General features: G+C 52.2%; 14 protein-coding genes. 7 read left to right on the top strand and 7 right to left on the bottom strand.

Annotation, left to right across the window (positions count from 1 at the left end; genetic code table 11):
* Positions 1–45: 45 nt before the first annotated feature.
* Positions 46–447 carry a hypothetical protein gene (locus tag AC23NW_RS17100; RefSeq protein ID WP_487450842.1) on the top strand — a complete coding sequence of 134 codons (402 nt, stop codon included), beginning with the start codon at positions 46–48 and terminating at the stop codon, positions 445–447.
* Here the strand turns inward: AC23NW_RS17100 and AC23NW_RS17095 are convergent.
* The 3 genes from AC23NW_RS17095 to AC23NW_RS17085 all read right to left on the bottom strand — a co-directional run bounded on the left by AC23NW_RS17095 (position 396) and on the right by AC23NW_RS17085 (position 3,160).
* Positions 396–1,400 carry an MlaD family protein gene (locus tag AC23NW_RS17095; RefSeq protein ID WP_487450841.1) on the bottom strand — a complete coding sequence of 335 codons (1,005 nt, stop codon included), beginning with the start codon at positions 1,398–1,400 and terminating at the stop codon, positions 396–398. The genes AC23NW_RS17100 and AC23NW_RS17095 overlap by 52 nt on opposite strands.
* 164 nt (positions 1,401–1,564) lie before the next feature.
* Positions 1,565–2,338: an ABC transporter ATP-binding protein gene (locus tag AC23NW_RS17090; protein ID WP_293844410.1), complete on the bottom strand. Its 774-nt coding sequence runs from the start codon at positions 2,336–2,338 to the stop codon at positions 1,565–1,567.
* 6 nt (positions 2,339–2,344) lie between these two features.
* Positions 2,345–3,160, bottom strand: a complete 816-nt coding sequence (locus AC23NW_RS17085; RefSeq protein ID WP_293844407.1) for an MlaE family ABC transporter permease — start codon at positions 3,158–3,160, stop codon at positions 2,345–2,347.
* A 159-nt stretch (positions 3,161–3,319) separates the two neighbouring features.
* Here AC23NW_RS17085 and AC23NW_RS17080 point away from each other — a divergent pair, with 159 nt between their 5' ends.
* Together AC23NW_RS17080 and AC23NW_RS17075 are read left to right on the top strand one after the other, a co-directional pair.
* A complete protein-coding gene (locus tag AC23NW_RS17080) occupies positions 3,320–4,837 on the top strand; it encodes a DEAD/DEAH box helicase (protein WP_487450840.1) in 1,518 nt (505 codons plus the stop codon).
* A gap of 178 nt (positions 4,838–5,015) precedes the next feature.
* Positions 5,016–6,776: an IlvD/Edd family dehydratase gene (locus AC23NW_RS17075; protein ID WP_487450839.1), complete on the top strand. Its 1,761-nt coding sequence runs from the start codon at positions 5,016–5,018 to the stop codon at positions 6,774–6,776.
* Positions 6,777–6,905: 129 nt separating this feature from the next.
* Here the strand turns inward: AC23NW_RS17075 and AC23NW_RS17070 are convergent, their stop codons facing one another.
* Positions 6,906–7,421 carry an acyl-CoA thioesterase gene (locus AC23NW_RS17070; RefSeq protein WP_487450838.1) on the bottom strand — a complete coding sequence of 172 codons (516 nt, stop codon included), beginning with the start codon at positions 7,419–7,421 and terminating at the stop codon, positions 6,906–6,908.
* A 116-nt stretch (positions 7,422–7,537) separates the two neighbouring features.
* Between AC23NW_RS17070 and AC23NW_RS17065 the strand changes: the two genes are divergently transcribed.
* The 3 genes from AC23NW_RS17065 (at position 7,538) to AC23NW_RS17055 (ending at position 11,018) form a co-directional block, all read left to right on the top strand.
* Positions 7,538–7,987, top strand: coding sequence for a DUF2147 domain-containing protein (locus AC23NW_RS17065; protein ID WP_487450837.1), 450 nt, complete (start codon positions 7,538–7,540; stop codon positions 7,985–7,987).
* Positions 7,984–9,150, top strand: coding sequence for a flavin-containing monooxygenase (locus AC23NW_RS17060; RefSeq protein ID WP_487450836.1), 1,167 nt, complete (start codon positions 7,984–7,986; stop codon positions 9,148–9,150). The genes AC23NW_RS17065 and AC23NW_RS17060 overlap by 4 nt, the downstream gene beginning before the upstream one ends.
* A 107-nt stretch (positions 9,151–9,257) precedes the next feature.
* Positions 9,258–11,018 (top strand): ABC transporter ATP-binding protein, encoded by a 1,761-nt coding sequence (locus tag AC23NW_RS17055; protein ID WP_487450974.1) that lies wholly within the window; start codon positions 9,258–9,260, stop codon positions 11,016–11,018.
* On the opposite strand, the gene AC23NW_RS17050 is transcribed toward AC23NW_RS17055, so the two are convergent.
* A complete protein-coding gene (locus tag AC23NW_RS17050) occupies positions 11,015–11,536 on the bottom strand; it encodes a hypothetical protein (RefSeq protein ID WP_487450835.1) in 522 nt (173 codons plus the stop codon). The genes AC23NW_RS17055 and AC23NW_RS17050 overlap by 4 nt on opposite strands.
* A 74-nt stretch (positions 11,537–11,610) precedes the next feature.
* On the opposite strand from AC23NW_RS17050, the gene AC23NW_RS17045 reads away from it, so the two are divergent.
* Positions 11,611–12,438, top strand: a complete 828-nt coding sequence (locus tag AC23NW_RS17045) for a 5'-methylthioadenosine/adenosylhomocysteine nucleosidase (RefSeq protein ID WP_487450834.1) — start codon at positions 11,611–11,613, stop codon at positions 12,436–12,438.
* A 14-nt stretch (positions 12,439–12,452) separates the two neighbouring features.
* On the opposite strand, the gene AC23NW_RS17040 is transcribed toward AC23NW_RS17045, so the two are convergent.
* Positions 12,453–15,629, bottom strand: coding sequence for a fibronectin type III domain-containing protein (locus AC23NW_RS17040; RefSeq protein ID WP_487450833.1), 3,177 nt, complete (start codon positions 15,627–15,629; stop codon positions 12,453–12,455).
* A 123-nt stretch (positions 15,630–15,752) separates the two neighbouring features.
* A complete protein-coding gene (locus AC23NW_RS17035) occupies positions 15,753–16,439 on the bottom strand; it encodes a DUF4405 domain-containing protein (protein ID WP_487450832.1) in 687 nt (228 codons plus the stop codon).
* Positions 16,440–16,587: the final 148 nt, after the last annotated feature.

Below are 16,587 nucleotides of genomic sequence, written 5' to 3'. Positions count from 1 at the left end.
GTTCTGGGTTACTGATGGTTGCTGGTAGTTCGGAGTTACTTACTGTTGGTGCCACCACCAGCAACAACCAGAACCACCAGCAACAACCAGAACTACCAGCGACAACCAGAACTACCAGCAACAACCAGAACTACCAGCAACAACCAGAACTACCAGCAACAACCAAAACTACCAGCAACAACCAGAACTACCAGCAACAACCAGAACTACCAGCAACAACCAGAACTACCAGCAACAACCAGAACTACCAGAACTACCAGCAACAACCAGAACTACCAGCAACAACCAGAACTACCAGCAACAACCAGAACAACCAGAACTACCAGCAACAACCAGAACTACCAGCAACAACCAGAACTACCAGCAACCATCAGAACCATCAGCAACAAAACATTTTACTGCTTCTCCGCTTCCTTCTGCTTTTCTTTCTCCTTCTTTTTAAAATAGCCCTTCAGCAGGAAATTGTGCTGAGCCGCCTGAAGATCCTCATTCAGCAGTACGCTACCCCGATTAAGGTTCTGGAGCGTATTTTTCAGGTTTTTCGCCGTTTCTTCGTCCTGCATCAACACCCCGAGCGGTGAGTTCGGCGAGTTCAGTTTGTTGGTTGTCTGCTCCAGATTACGGGTAATAACCGCCGCCTGATTCGTTAACCCAACCGCATTATCCGAAACCTGACGAAGTTTCTGAGCAGACGCCCGCAGGCTACGGAACACCGTCGTGTCGGTCACCAGTTCATTGGCCAGGGCGCCCTTCGTATTCATCTTGGCAGCAAACTGCGACAGCGAACCCGACACCCGCGCCGCGCTCTGCGACGCCGACTCCATGTTTTTAATCGTATTTCGGAAGTTCTCGGCCAGCATCGTATCCGTCAGCACCGCCCCGACCGTACCTTTGCCGCGTTTAATTTTACCAACTAACTCTTTAAAGTCCTTGGTTACCTGCAAAAGGTTCTGGTTGTTTTCCTGCAAGGTTTCCATGATCTGATCCGAGCTCAGCGCCGCCTGCGTTTTCAGTACGTCGCCGTCCTCAACCGGCTCAACCCGGGGAGTTCCGCCAACAATAACAACGATTTTATTACCGATCAGACCATCTGAGCTGATTGTCGCCTTGGCATCTTTCCGGATGTACTGCTGCGATTTTTCTTCGATGTTCATCTCAACTTCTACCTGCGATGTGCCGTAAAAGAACACCCGCCGTACCGTTCCGATCTTTACGCCCGAAAACCAGACGTTATTCCCGGCCTTTAAGCCCCCTACATCGTCAAAGATCGCATTGACGCGGATTGAGCTGGTAAACCGTTTCTGCTGGCCACCCAGAATCAGGATACCGGCCACTAAAATCAACAGGCCGAGGGCAACAAAGATCCCTACAACAATGCCCTTTTTATTATCGCCTTTCATAATATTAATGAGTGATTGAGTGAATGAGCGAAAGAGTGCGTACTACTGCCGTATTCTGACCAGCTGCCGTTCAGCCCTTATCGCAAACGTTTATATTTTATGTTCCTGAGTGGCGGCCCTGCCATCACTCCCAATGCCTCGGTTACCACCGGCAACCGAAGAATTTACTGGATGAAATTGTAATCATAGAACGCCTTTACGCGCTCGTCGTCGGTGCTGAACACTTCATCGAACGTACCCTGGCGCTCGAACCGCCCGTCGAGGAGCATGGCCACCCGGTCGCCGGTCATTTTGGCGCACGTCAGGTCATGGGTAATGATGATCGACGACGTGTGATTGCGCTCCTGAACTTCATTGATCAGGTTGTTGATGTCGATGGACGTAATCGGATCGAGACCGGCGGTTGGCTCATCGTAGAGCATAATTTCCGGCTTCAGAATCAGTGTCCGTGCAATACCGATCCGTTTCCGCTGCCCGCCCGACAGTTCCGACGGCATCTGGTTGATCGTCTGCGACAGGCCAACGTTTTCGAGCACCTCCTCAACGGCCGAGTCAATATCGGCGCGGCTCAGGTCCCGTACGTTCCGAACCAGCGGAAACTCAAGGTTTTCCCGCACCGTCATACTGTCGTACAACGCGCTGTTCTGGAATGAAAATCCGATTTTGAGCCGCAGCTTGTCCAGTTCTTTGGGTTTCAGATTGGCTACATCCTCCCCCATTACCGTCACCGTACCGGCATCAGGTTTCAGCAGGCCTGCGATAATTTTGATCAGCACCGACTTACCGGTTCCTGACCGTCCGAGTACAACCAGGTTCTCACCCTTGAAAATATCCAGATCAACACCGCGCAGTACATGCAGATCTCCGAATGACTTTTTCAGGTCCCTGATCTGAATTACGGCGTTGTCGCGGTCGATTGTTTTGTTTTTCTCTTCCATAGCCGATCAGCCGCCCCGCAGTGCGTTTACAATTTGCAGTGATAATAATTCTTCGATAAAAATTAAAAACATGGATGTCACCACAGAGGCGTTCGCCGCTTTTCCGACCCCTTCTGTACCCTTCGACGAATTGTATCCTTTATAACTGCCTACCATACCGATGGTAAAGCCAAAAAAGAATGATTTGACAACGGATGCGAAAATATCGAGGTAAGTAATGGCCCCGAAAACAGCCTGAATGAACGAAGAAAAGCTCGTTTGTTCTACCATCGTTACGTTCACGAAGGCGCCCATCAGGCCAACAAAGGTTGTATACATGGTCAGCACCGGGATCGTCACGGTTGTAGCGAGCACCCGCGTAACGACGAGAAACTTGTACGGGTTTGAGGCTGATACCTCCATCGCATCAATCTGCTCGGTCACGCGCATCGAACCCAGTTCGGCCCCGATGTTTGAGCCAACCTTTCCGGAGGCAATCAGTGCCGTTACCAGCGGGGCAAGTGCCCGCACAAGGGCAATGGCAATCAGCGACGGCAGCCACGAGGTTGCTCCGAACTCAGCCAGCGACGGCCGTGACTGGTTCGTAAATACAATGCCGGTAATAAACCCCGTTAACGAAATTAATCCGAGTGATTTATACCCTACTGCATAGCACTGACGTATGATTTCCTTGCCTTCATAAGGAGGTACAAACACCTCCCTGAAGAAGCGTGCCACAAACTGTGCCACGTCATTCAGATCCAGAAAAACCTGATCTAACCGCCTGGTGATTACCGGTTTCTCTGGTTCCGCATCATCTGGTTTAGTGTTGGTTTTCGACATAAAATTTGTGTAGTGGTTGGGTGTCTGACGGATGTACCATCTGACCAAATGTAGGATTATAACGGTATTGTTCTAAACTGGTTTGATTTTGTTAGGAATAGGACTTTCGGTAAAAAACTATTACTTTACTGCAACGTAAACCATTCTCGCACGTTTATCTTGAAATTTTCAGAATTTGGCTTCGATGACCAGTTAATGGAAGGCATCGACGCCATGAACTACCAAACGGCAACCCCTGTTCAGGAACAGGTTATTCCGGCAGTACTGGCGGGGCAGGATATTCTCGTTTCGGCACAGACCGGAACGGGTAAAACAGCATCTTACCTGTTACCCATTCTTCATAAACTCAGTATCGCTGCCGGCGACGACGGATCAGTAAAAGCACTGGTTATCGTACCGACGCGCGAACTGGCTATTCAGATCGTACAAAACCTGGAGGGCTTTTCCTATTTTACGCCCGTCAGCTCAATTGCCATTTACGGCGGGGCCGACGGAAACGCGTTCAGTAAGGAACAGCGGGCCCTGACCACCGGTGCTGATATTGTTGTCTGTACGCCCGGCCGGCTCATCAGCCACCTCAACATGGGGTATGTGAGTATCAAACACCTTCAGTTTCTGGTACTCGACGAGGCTGACCGCATGCTTGATATGGGTTTCCACGGCGATATACTCAAAATATTGTCATACTTACCGCCGAAACGGCAGAACTTATTTTTAACAGCTACCATGCCGCCGAAAATCAAGGATCTGGCCCGGAAAATCCTGCATGAGCCGCTGGAGATCATGCTGTCGATTTCGAAGCCGCCGACACGGATTAAGCAGGCAGCCTTTATCATTTACCAGCGGCAGAAAAATCCGCTGATTGCGTACCTGCTGCGGCAGCATAACTTCCCGTCGGTGCTTATTTTCTGCTCCCGGAAAGAAAATGTAAAGCAGCTTGTATTCGAACTTAAACAGGCGAAATTCGCGGCCGATGCCATTCACTCTGACCTTGAGCAGGGTGAACGGGAACAGGTGCTGAGCCGCTTTAAACACCGGCAGCTGCCGATTCTGGTAGCAACGGACATTGTTTCGCGGGGTATTGACATCGACAACATCAACCTGGTCATTAACTACGATGTACCGCACGACGGCGAGGATTATGTCCACCGTATCGGCCGGACGGCCCGCGCTGAGACTGATGGTATTGCCTACACGTTTGTGAGTGAGACCGAGCAGCGCAAACTGTCGGCAATCGAACGGTTACTGGGCGAGGATATTCCGAAAGGCGAGGTTCCGGCTGAGTTCGGCGATACACCGGCCTACCAGCCTAACAGCCGGCGCATGGGCGATCCGCAGCAGAAAGGCCGCAAGAAAACCGGCAAGAATAAGCCGAGACCCGGGGACTCCGGCGAAATGCAACCACAGGGACAGGATAACAAACGGCCTAAATCAAACCGGGGCAATAATAACAAGCCACGAAACAGTACTGCCGAAGGCAATGCACCGGCTCAGCCCGCTGCGGATGCGGTCCGGAATGAAACTGTTACTGCCCCGTCGCAACGCGCGGAAGGTACTTCCGATGCATCGGCTCCGGTCACAGCCGACGGTACAGCTCCTGTCCGTAAGAAGCGCCGCAACAAACGCCGCAAGCCGAAGCCAAAACCGGAGGCCGGGGCTGGCAATACAGAACAATAGCCGATTTGAATCACCAGACAGCCGGTGAAGGATATGTTTTAACAGGTTAGGGTAACCGGCTTGTCAGAAGCATAACCTTTACCGGCTGCTTTCATTTTTACCTCCCCGCTCCGGGTAAGTTCAACACAGTACGTCCTTTGATAGCTAAACAGAACGTACTTACTGATCTTATTACCGAATGAATACGACTGACAACAACGAGTCAACCACCGACGCATCCTCTCAAAACCCTAAACTCCGTTCACAGGAATGGTTCGGCCGCACCGGCAAGGACGGTTTTATTTACCGTGCCTGGATGAAAAACCAGGGGTTTCCCCATCACTTGTTCACGGGCGAAAAACCGGTTATCGGTATCTGCAACACCTGGTCGGAGCTAACGCCGTGTAACGCCCATTTCCGCGAACTGGCCGAAGCCGTTAAACGGGGTATCTGGGAGGCGGGTGGCTTTCCGCTGGAATTTCCGGTGATGTCGCTGGGGGAATGCCAGATTAAACCAACGGCCATGTTGTTCCGGAACCTGGCGAGTATGGACGTTGAAGAAAGCCTGCGGGCCAATTCGCTGGACGGCGTGGTGCTAATGTGCGGCTGCGACAAGACAACGCCATCGCTCATTATGGGCGCCTGTAGCGTAAACATACCAAGTATTGTGCTGTCGGGCGGGCCGATGCTGGCCGGCCGTTATCAGGGCCGCAAGATCGGTACGAGCGACCTGTGGCGCTTTGCCGAAGACTATAAAACAGGGGCTATGTCGCAGGAAGAGTTTGTGACGGCCGAAGCCTGTATGGCCCGTAGTCAGGGGCACTGCGCCGTGATGGGGACCGCCTCGACCATGGCCGCCATGGCCGAATCGCTGGGCCTTGCCCTCCCTGACAACGCCACGATTCCGGCCGCTGACTCACGCCGGAAAGTAATGGCCCACATGGCCGGTATGCAGATTGTCGAGATGGTACGACAGGACCGCAAGCCTTCAGACATTCTGACGCGGGAAGCGTTTGAAAATGCCATCATGGTGAACGCCGCCCTCGGCGGTTCAACCAACTTTATCATCCACCTGCTCGCCATTGCGGGCCGGATTGGTATCGATTTGACGATTGACGATTTTGACCGGCTGTCGGCCAATATCCCGTTGCTGGCCAACCTGCAACCCTCGGGTGAACACTTTGTCGAAGACCTGTTTTATGCCGGCGGGCTTCCCGCCATTATCCGCGAGCTGCGGGGGGTACTGCACAACGAAGCCATCACCGCCAACGGCAAAACCATCGGCCAGAACTGCGAAAAGGCGGCCTGCTACGACCGCGACGTTATTGCCTCGGTCGCTGAACCGTTTAAACCGGAGTCCGGAATTGCGGTACTAAAAGGCAACCTTTGCCCGAACGGAGCCGTATTGAAGCCCTCGGCCGCCACACCTGCGCTGATGAAGCATACGGGCCGCGCAGTGGTTTTCGAAAATATTGACGACTACAAAGCCCGCATCGACGATCCGGACCTGGACGTAGACCCGACGTGTGTGCTGGTACTGAAAAACGTCGGCCCGAAAGGTTACCCGGGCATGCCGGAAGTCGGTAACATGACCCTGCCGAAAAAGATTCTGGCGCAGGGCGTACACGACATGGTACGGATTTCGGACGGCCGGATGAGCGGAACAGGCTTCGGAACAGTGGTGCTGCACGTCTCGCCGGAGTCGGCGGTGGGCGGCAACTTAGCGCTGGTCCGGAACGGCGACCTCATCACCCTCGATGTTGAGCAGCGGCTCCTGCACCTGCACGTTTCGGATCAGGACCTTGCAGCCCGCCTCGTCCATTTCAAACCGATCGACCTTGGCTATAATCGCGGTTACGTCGGCATGTACATCCGCCACGTTACGCAGGCCCACGAAGGCGCTGATCTCGACTTCCTCAAAGGCTCGTCGGGATCGGTGGTGAAGCGGGACAGTCACTAAATACTACGATTAAAATGATTGAATGATGGACTATGATTTTTAAAGTTATGTGATTGAATGTTTTTTGAGCTTAACCATTCAATCGAAAAAAATCATAGCCTATCATTCAATCATACTAATCATAGTCAATTATAGTATGAGCCGGTTTTTGATATCCCGGATGCGGTCGTTGAAGTTGAGCTCCTGAAAGTTAAGGTGCGGCACCTGCGTGACTTCCAGAAGCTCCATCACCGCCGGATGGTGCGGGATGCGCTTACCGGTTTCTACACTGATGTATTTTGAGGTTACCCACAACACATTTTTCAGCTGGGTTTTCGAATCATCGGTCATGTAGTATTCCGTAACGGTCGTGTCGGTATCGTAATAGATAAGCCGGGACATGACCCGCACCCACTCACTGACCAGGGCGGGCCGGATGTAGGCAATCTGGTGCTGATAAACTACCCAGCTCGTCTTAAACTCACGGAACATCTGCCCGGGGTTGAAATCATAGAGCTTTGCCACCTGATCTTCCCGCGCATTGAAGTAATAATCAAAGTATTTGGCATTATTCAGGTGCTGAAGCGGGTCACAATCCTGAAACCGGATGATCATTCGGGACTCGGTTTCGGTAGGGTAACTTTTATATGGATCGCGTTTGAACATGATTTACTGCTGTTTTTTCGTCTAACAAAATTGAGCGAAAAGTATTTATCAATGTAATCTGCATTCAGATATTTGCGTTAGTTCAATACTTTCAACTAAAAACCACAGATTTTATCATGAAACAGACCATCCAGGTTTTTGTATTCCTCTTCCTGCTAACAACCATTTCAGCATATGCCCAGAAAGGCAACCCCGATGCTATTGTCGGGACCTGGCTCAATGGCACCAAAAAAGGACACATCCAGCTTTATAAACAAGGTGATAAGTATTTCGGCAAAATAGCCTGGCTGAAGGAGCCCAATGACCCCGAAACCGGCAAGCCAAAACTCGACACCAAAAACGAAAATGCCGCCAATCACTCCCGCCCGATTCTGGGTATGGTTAACCTGACCAACTTCGAGTATGACGGGGGCAATGTCTGGGATGAAGGCAAAATCTACAATCCGGAAGACGGCAAGACCTATTCATGTAAGCTGACCCTCAAAGACGCGAATACGCTTGATGTACGCGGGTTTGTCGGCATCTCGCTTATTGGTAAAACACAAACCTGGACACGGGTAAAATGAGTGAAACGCAACCCATACGCTGCGAAACATTGATCATCGGGGCAGGCCCGGCCGGATTAGCCATGGCCGGGCAGCTGGCCCATTATAAGCTGCCCTTTACCATCATCGAAGCCTCTGAACACATTGGTTTCTCGTGGCGGACTCATTATGACCGGCTGCATCTGCATACGGTAAAGGAGCATTCGGGCCTCCCCCATTTCCCGTTTCCCGACGATACCCCGGTCTACCCCTCGCGGCTGGACGTGGTCGATTATCTCGAAGACTACGCGGCGCATTTCGGCATAGCCCCACTGTTTAACCAGCAGGTGCAACACATCCGGCGGCAGGCAGACGGTCAGTGGCAGGTGCAGACCGGCACCGATTCGTTTCTGGCCCGACAGGTGATCGTGGCTACGGGGTATAACCGCGTTCCGAACCAGCCGGAGCTGCCCGGGCAGTTAAGCTTCCGCGGCATTATCTGGCACAGCCGTGACTACCGCAACGGCTCGCCTTTTCGGGACGAGAACGTACTGGTTGTCGGGATGGGCAATACGGGTGCCGAACTGGCCCTGGATCTATACGAGTATGGTGCGCGGCCCGTTATTTCGGTCCGGAATCCGGTAAATATCGTTAAGCGGGACACCTTCGGCCGGCCCGCACAACCGAGTGCCATCTTCCTCAGTAAATTCCCCGACTGGCTTTATGACCTCGCCTCCGGATTGTCGCAACGGGTCGGCGGCCTCGGCGACTTGTCGGCCTACGGGTTGAAAAAGCCTCCTTACCCGCCTTCGTACCAGATCCGGAAGCTGGGCAAAATTCCCGTTATCGACATCGGGACGGTGGATGCCATCAAGGCGGGGTATATTGGCGTGAAGCCCGGCATTCAGCAAATCAATCGCGAAACTGTTACGTTTACCGACGGCAGCGAACTGCCATTCGACGCCATTATCCTGGCAACCGGCTACCGGCCGGGCCTGCAAACGCTCCTCGGCAACGACCTGTCGGCGCAGGTGCTGAACGAAAAAGGCTATGCCCGACAGCTTTGGTTTGATCAGCCCGCCGCTAAAGGGCTTTACTTTCTGGGCTTTGCCACGCCCCTGACCGGCATTTTGCGCGGCGTGCGGCTGGATTCAGAAAAAATCATCAGTCACCTGCTCAGGTCTGTGAAAAACGGCGGGAACTGAGGAGTTAACAACCCATAACAGCTAAATCAGCCCGGCTATCGGGAGTATTGGTAACTTTTCCGGATTATTTGCTGTTACCCTTCCGAATCGACCTCTACCTGCTGCCCGTGAACGAAGAAAAAAAGAGCGGTCAAATATTTGATCTTGTTACCTTACGTCGTCTTTACGCATTTATACGGCCTTATCAGCGCCAGTTTTATTTTCTTGTCTTTGTCATTCTGCTGGGAGCCTGCCTGTCGCCTCTGACGCCGCTGCTCATTCGGTACACGATTGACAATCAGGTGGTAGCCGGCGACTATGCCGGTCTGACCCGTATGCTCCTGATCATGGTGACCGTACTTGCCTTATCAGCGATGGTGCAGTTTACAAGCACCTATATGTCAGGCTGGCTGGGCCAGTACATTATCCGCGACATCCGGATCCAGCTTTACCGCAAAATATTAAGCCTGCGCCTTAAGTTTTTCGACAATACCCCTATCGGCCGGCTGGTCACCCGAACTATTTCAGACATCGAAACGCTGGCCGACGTCTTCAGCGAAGGCATGGCTGCGGTTGCCGGTGATATTCTCCAGCTCGTCCTGATCATCGGGGTTATGTTCTGGACCGATTGGCGGCTGGCCACGATCAGCCTGTCGATGGTGCCGCTCATGCTGTTCAGTACGTATATCTTCAAGGAGAAAATTAAAGACTCGTTCAATGAAGTACGGGCAGCGGTCTCAAATCTGAACTCGTTTGTGCAGGAGCACATTACGGGCATGAGTATCGTCCAGATATTCAGCAGTGAAAAAATTGAAGCCGACAAATTCCGGGCCATCAACAACGAGCACCGCAAAGCCAACATCCGTTCTATCTGGTACTACTCGATTTATTTCCCCGTCGCCGATATCCTGTCGGCTGCCGGTACGGGGCTTGTGGTCTGGTACGGGGCGCGGGAAATTCTGAACGAGCAGGTAACGTTCGGGACAGTTACCGCCTTTGTGATGTTCATCAACCTGTTTTTCCGCCCGATCCGGATGCTGGCCGACCGCTTCAATACCCTGCAAATGGGCATTGTCAGTACCGACCGTATCCTGACCCTCCTCGACAGCACAGATTATACCGTCAACAATGGTTCATATACGCCCGAGCATCTGCGGGGCAACGTGACATTCGACAACGTCTGGTTTGCATATAATGAAGAAAACTACGTGCTGAAGGATATTTCCTTTGCTGTGAAAGAAGGCGAAACCGTTGCGTTCGTCGGTGCGACGGGGGCCGGTAAATCATCGATCATCAACCTGCTAAGCCGTTTTTACGACATCAATCAGGGCCATATCACCGTCGATGGTGTAGACCTGCACGAGTATGAGCTCGGGGCGCTCCGCCGCAACATCGGGGTAGTGTTGCAGGATGTATTCCTGTTTTCGGATACCATCGAAAACAACATTACGTTGGGCGACAAGAGCATTAGCCGCGAGAAAATGGTCGAGGCCGCCAAACTGGTGGGCGTACATGACTTTATTGAGCGGTTGCCGGGTGGTTACAGCTACAATGTTATGGAGCGCGGTGCGACACTTTCCGTTGGCCAGCGTCAGCTGATTTCGTTTGTCCGGGCCATGGTGCAGGACCCGAAAATTATCGTCCTTGACGAAGCCACCTCATCGGTTGATACCGAGACGGAAGAGCTGATTCAGGAAGCCATCGGCAAGCTCATGAAAGGCCGGACAGCCATTGTGATTGCTCACCGGCTGTCGACCATTCAGAAAGCGCATAATATTATTGTTGTTGACAAAGGCCGGATCATGGAGCAGGGCACGCATGAGGAACTGCTGCAACACGAAGGCTTTTACGCCAACCTGTACCGGATGCAATACAAGGAAATGGCCTAAGCCTGATCGATGGCATCGTAGACGAGCCCGGTCGTAATGGCATATACTGCATGATGAAGAGCGTCGGTCGCAATGGCCTGAGGCTCTTCTTCGTTTATAGGGGGTGCCAGTTTCAGGTTCGGCAGCATGATCTGCTCCGTACCCCAGACCGCCACAAAATGGGCCAGTGTGGCCTCCCAGCCTTTCAGACCGGCCAGTGCCAGCAGTCCGCGCGGAATGCCCCATGTAGTGCCGTAGGTGTAGTGTACCTCCTGCGAAACTTTTTCCTTTTGCTCTTTATTGGTTGGCTTTACGTCCAGCACCTTCGCTATGGCATCGGCCGGTACGGTGCTTGGTTTCCGCTCGGTCAGTTTCATTTCAATCATCTGTGAAACGGTCATCGCCAGTGTACCGGCCAGTCCCGCCAGCACCCCTATACCAATGGCCGTTCCGACCTCTCTTACCAGACTGTTATTGTTCTGCATGGTTTTCAGTTGTTTAAACGTTTGGCGGTTCAGTCCACCCTGTTTCGTCAACACGGGTTGTCCGGCTTTGTTCTGAATCCTATTTTAGCGGTCCGGATCCGTTATTTATCCAACTTTATCAACCTGTTATGTACCGATTCCTATCTGTTCTCCGTATCGTTCTATTTACCAGCCTCAGTGCAACGTTGAGCCACGGGCAATCTGCCGGAAACAGCAAACCCGTCATCGGTCTGCTCGGCGCCTTTGATGCGGAAGTGAAACTGGTGATTGAATCGCTTGGGTCGCCCCGAACGCGGGAAATTGAAGGTGTCCGCTTCACCACCGGCGAACTGGGCGGCAAACAGGTAGTTGTGGCCGAAACCGGTGTCGGCAAGGTGAATGCGGCCATGACCACCACCCTGCTGCTGACCTATTTCCACCCCACATCGGTGCTGTTTACGGGCATTGCGGGGGGCATTCATCCATCGTTACAGCCCGGCGATCTGGTGATCTCGCGACAGACCGGCTACTATGACTACCGCACCTTAACGGCCGACCAGCAACCCAACTTCCGGACGCGCAATCCCATCAACCGGCAGCTGAATCCGGCGTATTTCCCGGCTGATTCCCTGCTGCTGCTCAAGGCACAGGCAGTTGCCCGCTCGATGGCCTTTACGCCGGTGCCCGGTGCCTCGCGCCCGCCGTCGGTGATGACCGGTACAGTGGTGACGGGCGATCAGTTTGTGGCTTCCGAAGAACTGGTAAACCGGCTGCGTGCCGACTTTCAGGCCGATGCGACCGAGATGGAGGGCGCTGCCGTAGCGCAGGTCTGTTATCAACTGCATGTGCCATGTCTGGTAATCCGGAGCATGAGCGACAAGGCCAACAGCAACGCCCGCCGCGACATGTACGCCTTCCTGAGCGTTGCGGCTGCCAACTCCGCCAATCTGGTCATGGCGATTGTGAAGGGGTTGTAACGTTTGTGTCTGACTCACTCCGACAACACAAGCCGGCCCTTTTTCTGGATAATTAGTCTGCCATTCTGACTATAGGTAAGCTTGAATGCATGTCCGGTAATACCAGGCTGTATAACAAGTTTATGCATCACCTGAACGGCATCATTTCCCGACGGTATCCGTTGGCAGGACCATACAGCCGGATCACTCCACAGGCCGTCTTTGACCGAAGTGATGGTATTGACCGGAAAACGGTTTGCTATTCCTGTCCTGAATGACAAAACAGCCCCCCTGGACATTTCGCTGCATTCAGTTGATACACGCCATTCGTAGGCAGTGTCAGGAGTAAGTCCTGTCAAGCTATATGACGGGCTATTGATACCGGAAATCCGGTTCCATACAGGCTCACCCGATTTTCGCCATTGGATAGTGTACAGTAAATCGGGGTCTGTTTCGCTCCAGACAACACGGGCAGAAACGGGTGTCAACGCAATTACCCGCCCGTTTTCCGGTGAATAACATACCGTCCGAAAAAAATCGGTCTGGGTAAAATCCGATTGCGGAGAACACGTACTTCGTACTTGCCAGTCATACGCCGTATTCGGTTCCAGACCTGCCAACTTAAACACGGTTGCCATACCGGTTAAGGGCGCCGGAACTGTCAGGAGTCTCCAGTCTGCAGTTCCTCCTTTTCGCCAGCGGAACTCATACGGCCCCGGCCCCCGCCAGTTCAGTACCGCTGAATTTTCCGTAATATCATAGTGGCAAATGTCGGTCGGAGTCCTGCAAATTTCCTGACAGCCCGCTGTCACGGTTACAGAGTTGCCATATGCTGATCGTGTTCCATCGGCGCAGGTAACCTGCAACTGCACTTCATAGGGTATTTTTTGTAAGAGGTGGTTTAATTTATAGCCGATCCATTCATTTTTGTTCTGGTTCTGAACAAGCAGAGAATCAGTCCATACAACTTTGCCCGCAAGCCGGTATCGAAGCCGGTAGGTTGTCTGTCCGATCCCACATCCTGCCCATATAACCAGCGGGTTTTCACAGTCAAGTATACCACCCAACGTCCCCGTGCTTAATTCAGGGCTCTCACAACCGGTAGTCCTGAAAACCGAACTACCGGAAAATGCGCTGAACGTACTGTCAGTGAATTGCTGTCTTACGCGCCACTCATAGGTTGTACTTAAAGCCAGTCCGCCGAATGTATATGTATTTGTCCCCGACAGGCTAACCGGTTCTCTCCATGTTGCCGAACCCTCCGGTCTGTACATCAGTTGATAACGGCTCATACTTTGCCAGCAAAAGGCATCGGTTGCGTCCGGACTTGTATTTGGGGACCAGGAAACGGTGGCCGTTCTGTCATTGGTACACAAAACGGTTGGCGTATGTGGTGTACCCGAGCGGGTTGTGAACGACTGTATTTCCGTACTGAAAACCGGCTCAGCGCGATCCCCATGTCTGATCAGTAGCAGCCATTCATATTCAGTATCCGGTACCAGTCCGTTTAATGGATACGCCCGGCTTCGGCTACTACTAAGGTCAGTCACCCATTTTGGCAAGAGACTATCCGGTACTGATGCCACCGCCCAGCAGTCATCTCCTTTTTTACGCCAGCGTATTTCTATCGGGCGTTGCTCATCAGTGCAAGTTGTAAACTGTATGACTGCTCCCTGCGCTCCGACACAGCCAACATTAAGGTTATTAATTACCGGCTCGTTTAAACAGGGGGTATAGGTAAACGATCCGACCGGCGTATAAGCGGAGGAGGAACCATCGGCGCAAAGCGTTTGAATCCGGTACTGATAAGTCCCTGCGTTAAGCCCCGGAAACCGGTACCTGACCATTCCCGGCTGTAGCTGATTCAAGACCGGAGAACGTTGCCAGTCTGTAGCCTCTTCTTTTTTCCACTCCACACTGTAACTAACCTGCACCGGACTTGCCAGTCCCCCCCACTGTAGTTCACCGTATGGCTGAACAAATGCCGGCCAAAACGGTGCCGGACAGGAGGTAGTAGCCGACATAACATCCGTAAATTCACTACGCAACGTTGGTGAACACTGATTCTGAAGCCTGATTTCGTAGGTTGTGTTATTCGTTAACCCTGTAATTATATAATAAGGACGGGACGACAGCGGTTCTTGCTGCCAGTCGCTCTGACCGGAGGCCCGCCATTGCAGCCTATAGCCAAGCGCTCCATCACTGGTACTGGATATGTTGTTTGTGTTAACTGAATAACCACTTGTAAGAAAATAATGCGAAAATGTATAAGGTGGATAACAAGCCATGGTAAATGAAACCGGAACCGAATAGGGGCTGTAAATACCTGATTCACATTCAGCTCTTAGACGCGCTTCATAAGCATCGTTCGGGGCATAAAGTGAATAGTTAGTTGCTGTAATTCCGGTAACGGTTGTCCAGCTATCCTGAGGCCCGGTTACACGCTTACATTGAAGTTCATAAGGCACATCGGCCCCCTGCCATTCAAGCTTAGCACCGGTTATGCCAATCGTATTGGCCAGACGAAGACCGGTTGGTTGCTGACACGTTGTCGTAAAAGAAGCCACGTCAGTAAATCCGGAAGTCATTGATGGCGAACACATTTCAGCGACCCGCCATTCATAAGCCGTATTATTTACCAGCCCCGTGAATGAATAAGTACGTCCCGTAAGTACTTCCGACTGCTTCCAGACCGTATCAACTGCCGCACGGTACTGAACAACAAAGCTCACCGATGCCGGAGGCGAGTAACCCAAACCCCAGCTGACAGATGCCTTATTGGATGTAACAGTCCCTTGGCTGAGTCTCATTACCTGATTCGTACACGGTAAGGTCGTAAACCGCTGCAATACCGCATAATTCGATGTAATAGTATCTGAAGAAGTGCAAAGACTGGCGACCTGCCATTCATAGTCTGTTCCGGGCTGTAAACCAGTCAACGTCATCGAACCATAACCACCATAACTAGTTGGTATCCGGTATTTGTACCGCCAGTTTCCGCCAACCTGCCTGTAACGTAGCACCAGAAAATAAAGTGGCCCTCCTCCATACAGCAAGTCAACAGAGTTATAGGTGAGCGATCTGATTACAGGGACCGAGGGATAACCTGCCTCCAGCGGACAGGTCAAGGACTGCGTTTGTGTCAGGTCAGGATTACAGAACGCATTTTGGCAAAAAAGCAAAAGAAAAATGGTTGCGGTCAGCGTTTTCATAATGGCAGGAATCAGGTAGAATATAGTCTACTTGATAAGGCCCCGCAATTAAAGTGAAAACATTGGCATAAAAAAACGGGGCACCGGTCGTCCGGCACCCCGTTTTTGCATCGTAAATCGTACCTACTGCGACACCTGCCAGGCAGCAATTTTCCAGCTGCCGCCGGCTTCGTTCAGTACGCCGGTAAACGGCTTTTTGCCGGCTCCCGCACTCACGGTGCCTGCCGACACAATTACCTTTTCGTCCACCGTTGTGGCCTGGTCAACCTGTACGGCCACGGTTCCGGTGGCGGCAGGCAATGCCAGCACATCAGCCTTTGTTTTAAACGTGCTGTCTCCGGTATTTACCAGTGCCTTGTCTGTCAGCAGTTTGGCCAGCGAAGCGGTGTCACCGGCACTGAGCGCCTTCTGGAAATCCGCAGTCACTTTACGGGCAATGGAATCGGCAGCAGCCTGCGAGATGCCCCGCTCCTTCCGCTTCGGTCCGAATAGTTTTTTGCCGGCATTGGCCAGGTCTTTGAATACCGGCCAGTCGGCAGCAATACCGGTCGTGAACAGGGCCACAACCAGCACCGGAATGATGAGTTCGCGCTTGGCGCCTCCGCCCTTCCGGTTGATCGAATACCCCTTGATGGAGGCCCAGTTGTTGGTAATGTGAAAAACAGCACCGCTGAAAAACAGAATACCCATCCAGGCATGGGTATGGTCAATAGCATGGTTGCCCTGACCGAAATAGATTAACAGACCGGTTGTTGCCAGCACGGCAAAACTGGCAGCCACCGACAGGCTGACGAAATTTTTTGACTTCATAGGTAACGGGAATGATTAGGTTATGTACAGCCGCAAATGTATGGGTTACCAATACCCTGGCAAAGCATGACGACCATTAAAATACGTAACCTCCCGTTCGTCCGGTTCAGTCCGGAACAAATCATAAGAAACGTTAAATTAACGACGG

The sequence above is a fragment of the Arsenicibacter sp. R0_47 genome, from assembly GCF_057652235.1.
This window is presented reverse-complemented; position numbering and strand designations above follow the sequence as displayed.

What these genes read in the sequence shown, in the direction of transcription:
- AC23NW_RS17060 (WP_487450836.1), top strand. Translation starts at nt 7,984, where the DNA reads ATGAGTGAAACGCAACCCATACGCTGCGAAACATTGATCATCGGGGCA.
- AC23NW_RS17075 (WP_487450839.1), top strand. Translation starts at nt 5,016, where the DNA reads ATGAATACGACTGACAACAACGAGTCAACCACCGACGCATCCTCTCAA.
- AC23NW_RS17085 (WP_293844407.1), bottom strand. Translation starts at nt 3,160, where the DNA reads ATGTCGAAAACCAACACTAAACCAGATGATGCGGAACCAGAGAAACCG.
- AC23NW_RS17090 (WP_293844410.1), bottom strand. Translation starts at nt 2,338, where the DNA reads ATGGAAGAGAAAAACAAAACAATCGACCGCGACAACGCCGTAATTCAG.
- AC23NW_RS17095 (WP_487450841.1), bottom strand. Translation starts at nt 1,400, where the DNA reads ATGAAAGGCGATAATAAAAAGGGCATTGTTGTAGGGATCTTTGTTGCC.
- AC23NW_RS17070 (WP_487450838.1), bottom strand. Translation starts at nt 7,421, where the DNA reads ATGTTCAAACGCGATCCATATAAAAGTTACCCTACCGAAACCGAGTCC.
- AC23NW_RS17045 (WP_487450834.1), top strand. Translation starts at nt 11,611, where the DNA reads ATGTACCGATTCCTATCTGTTCTCCGTATCGTTCTATTTACCAGCCTC.
- AC23NW_RS17040 (WP_487450833.1), bottom strand. Translation starts at nt 15,629, where the DNA reads ATGAAAACGCTGACCGCAACCATTTTTCTTTTGCTTTTTTGCCAAAAT.
- AC23NW_RS17065 (WP_487450837.1), top strand. Translation starts at nt 7,538, where the DNA reads ATGAAACAGACCATCCAGGTTTTTGTATTCCTCTTCCTGCTAACAACC.
- AC23NW_RS17035 (WP_487450832.1), bottom strand. Translation starts at nt 16,439, where the DNA reads ATGAAGTCAAAAAATTTCGTCAGCCTGTCGGTGGCTGCCAGTTTTGCC.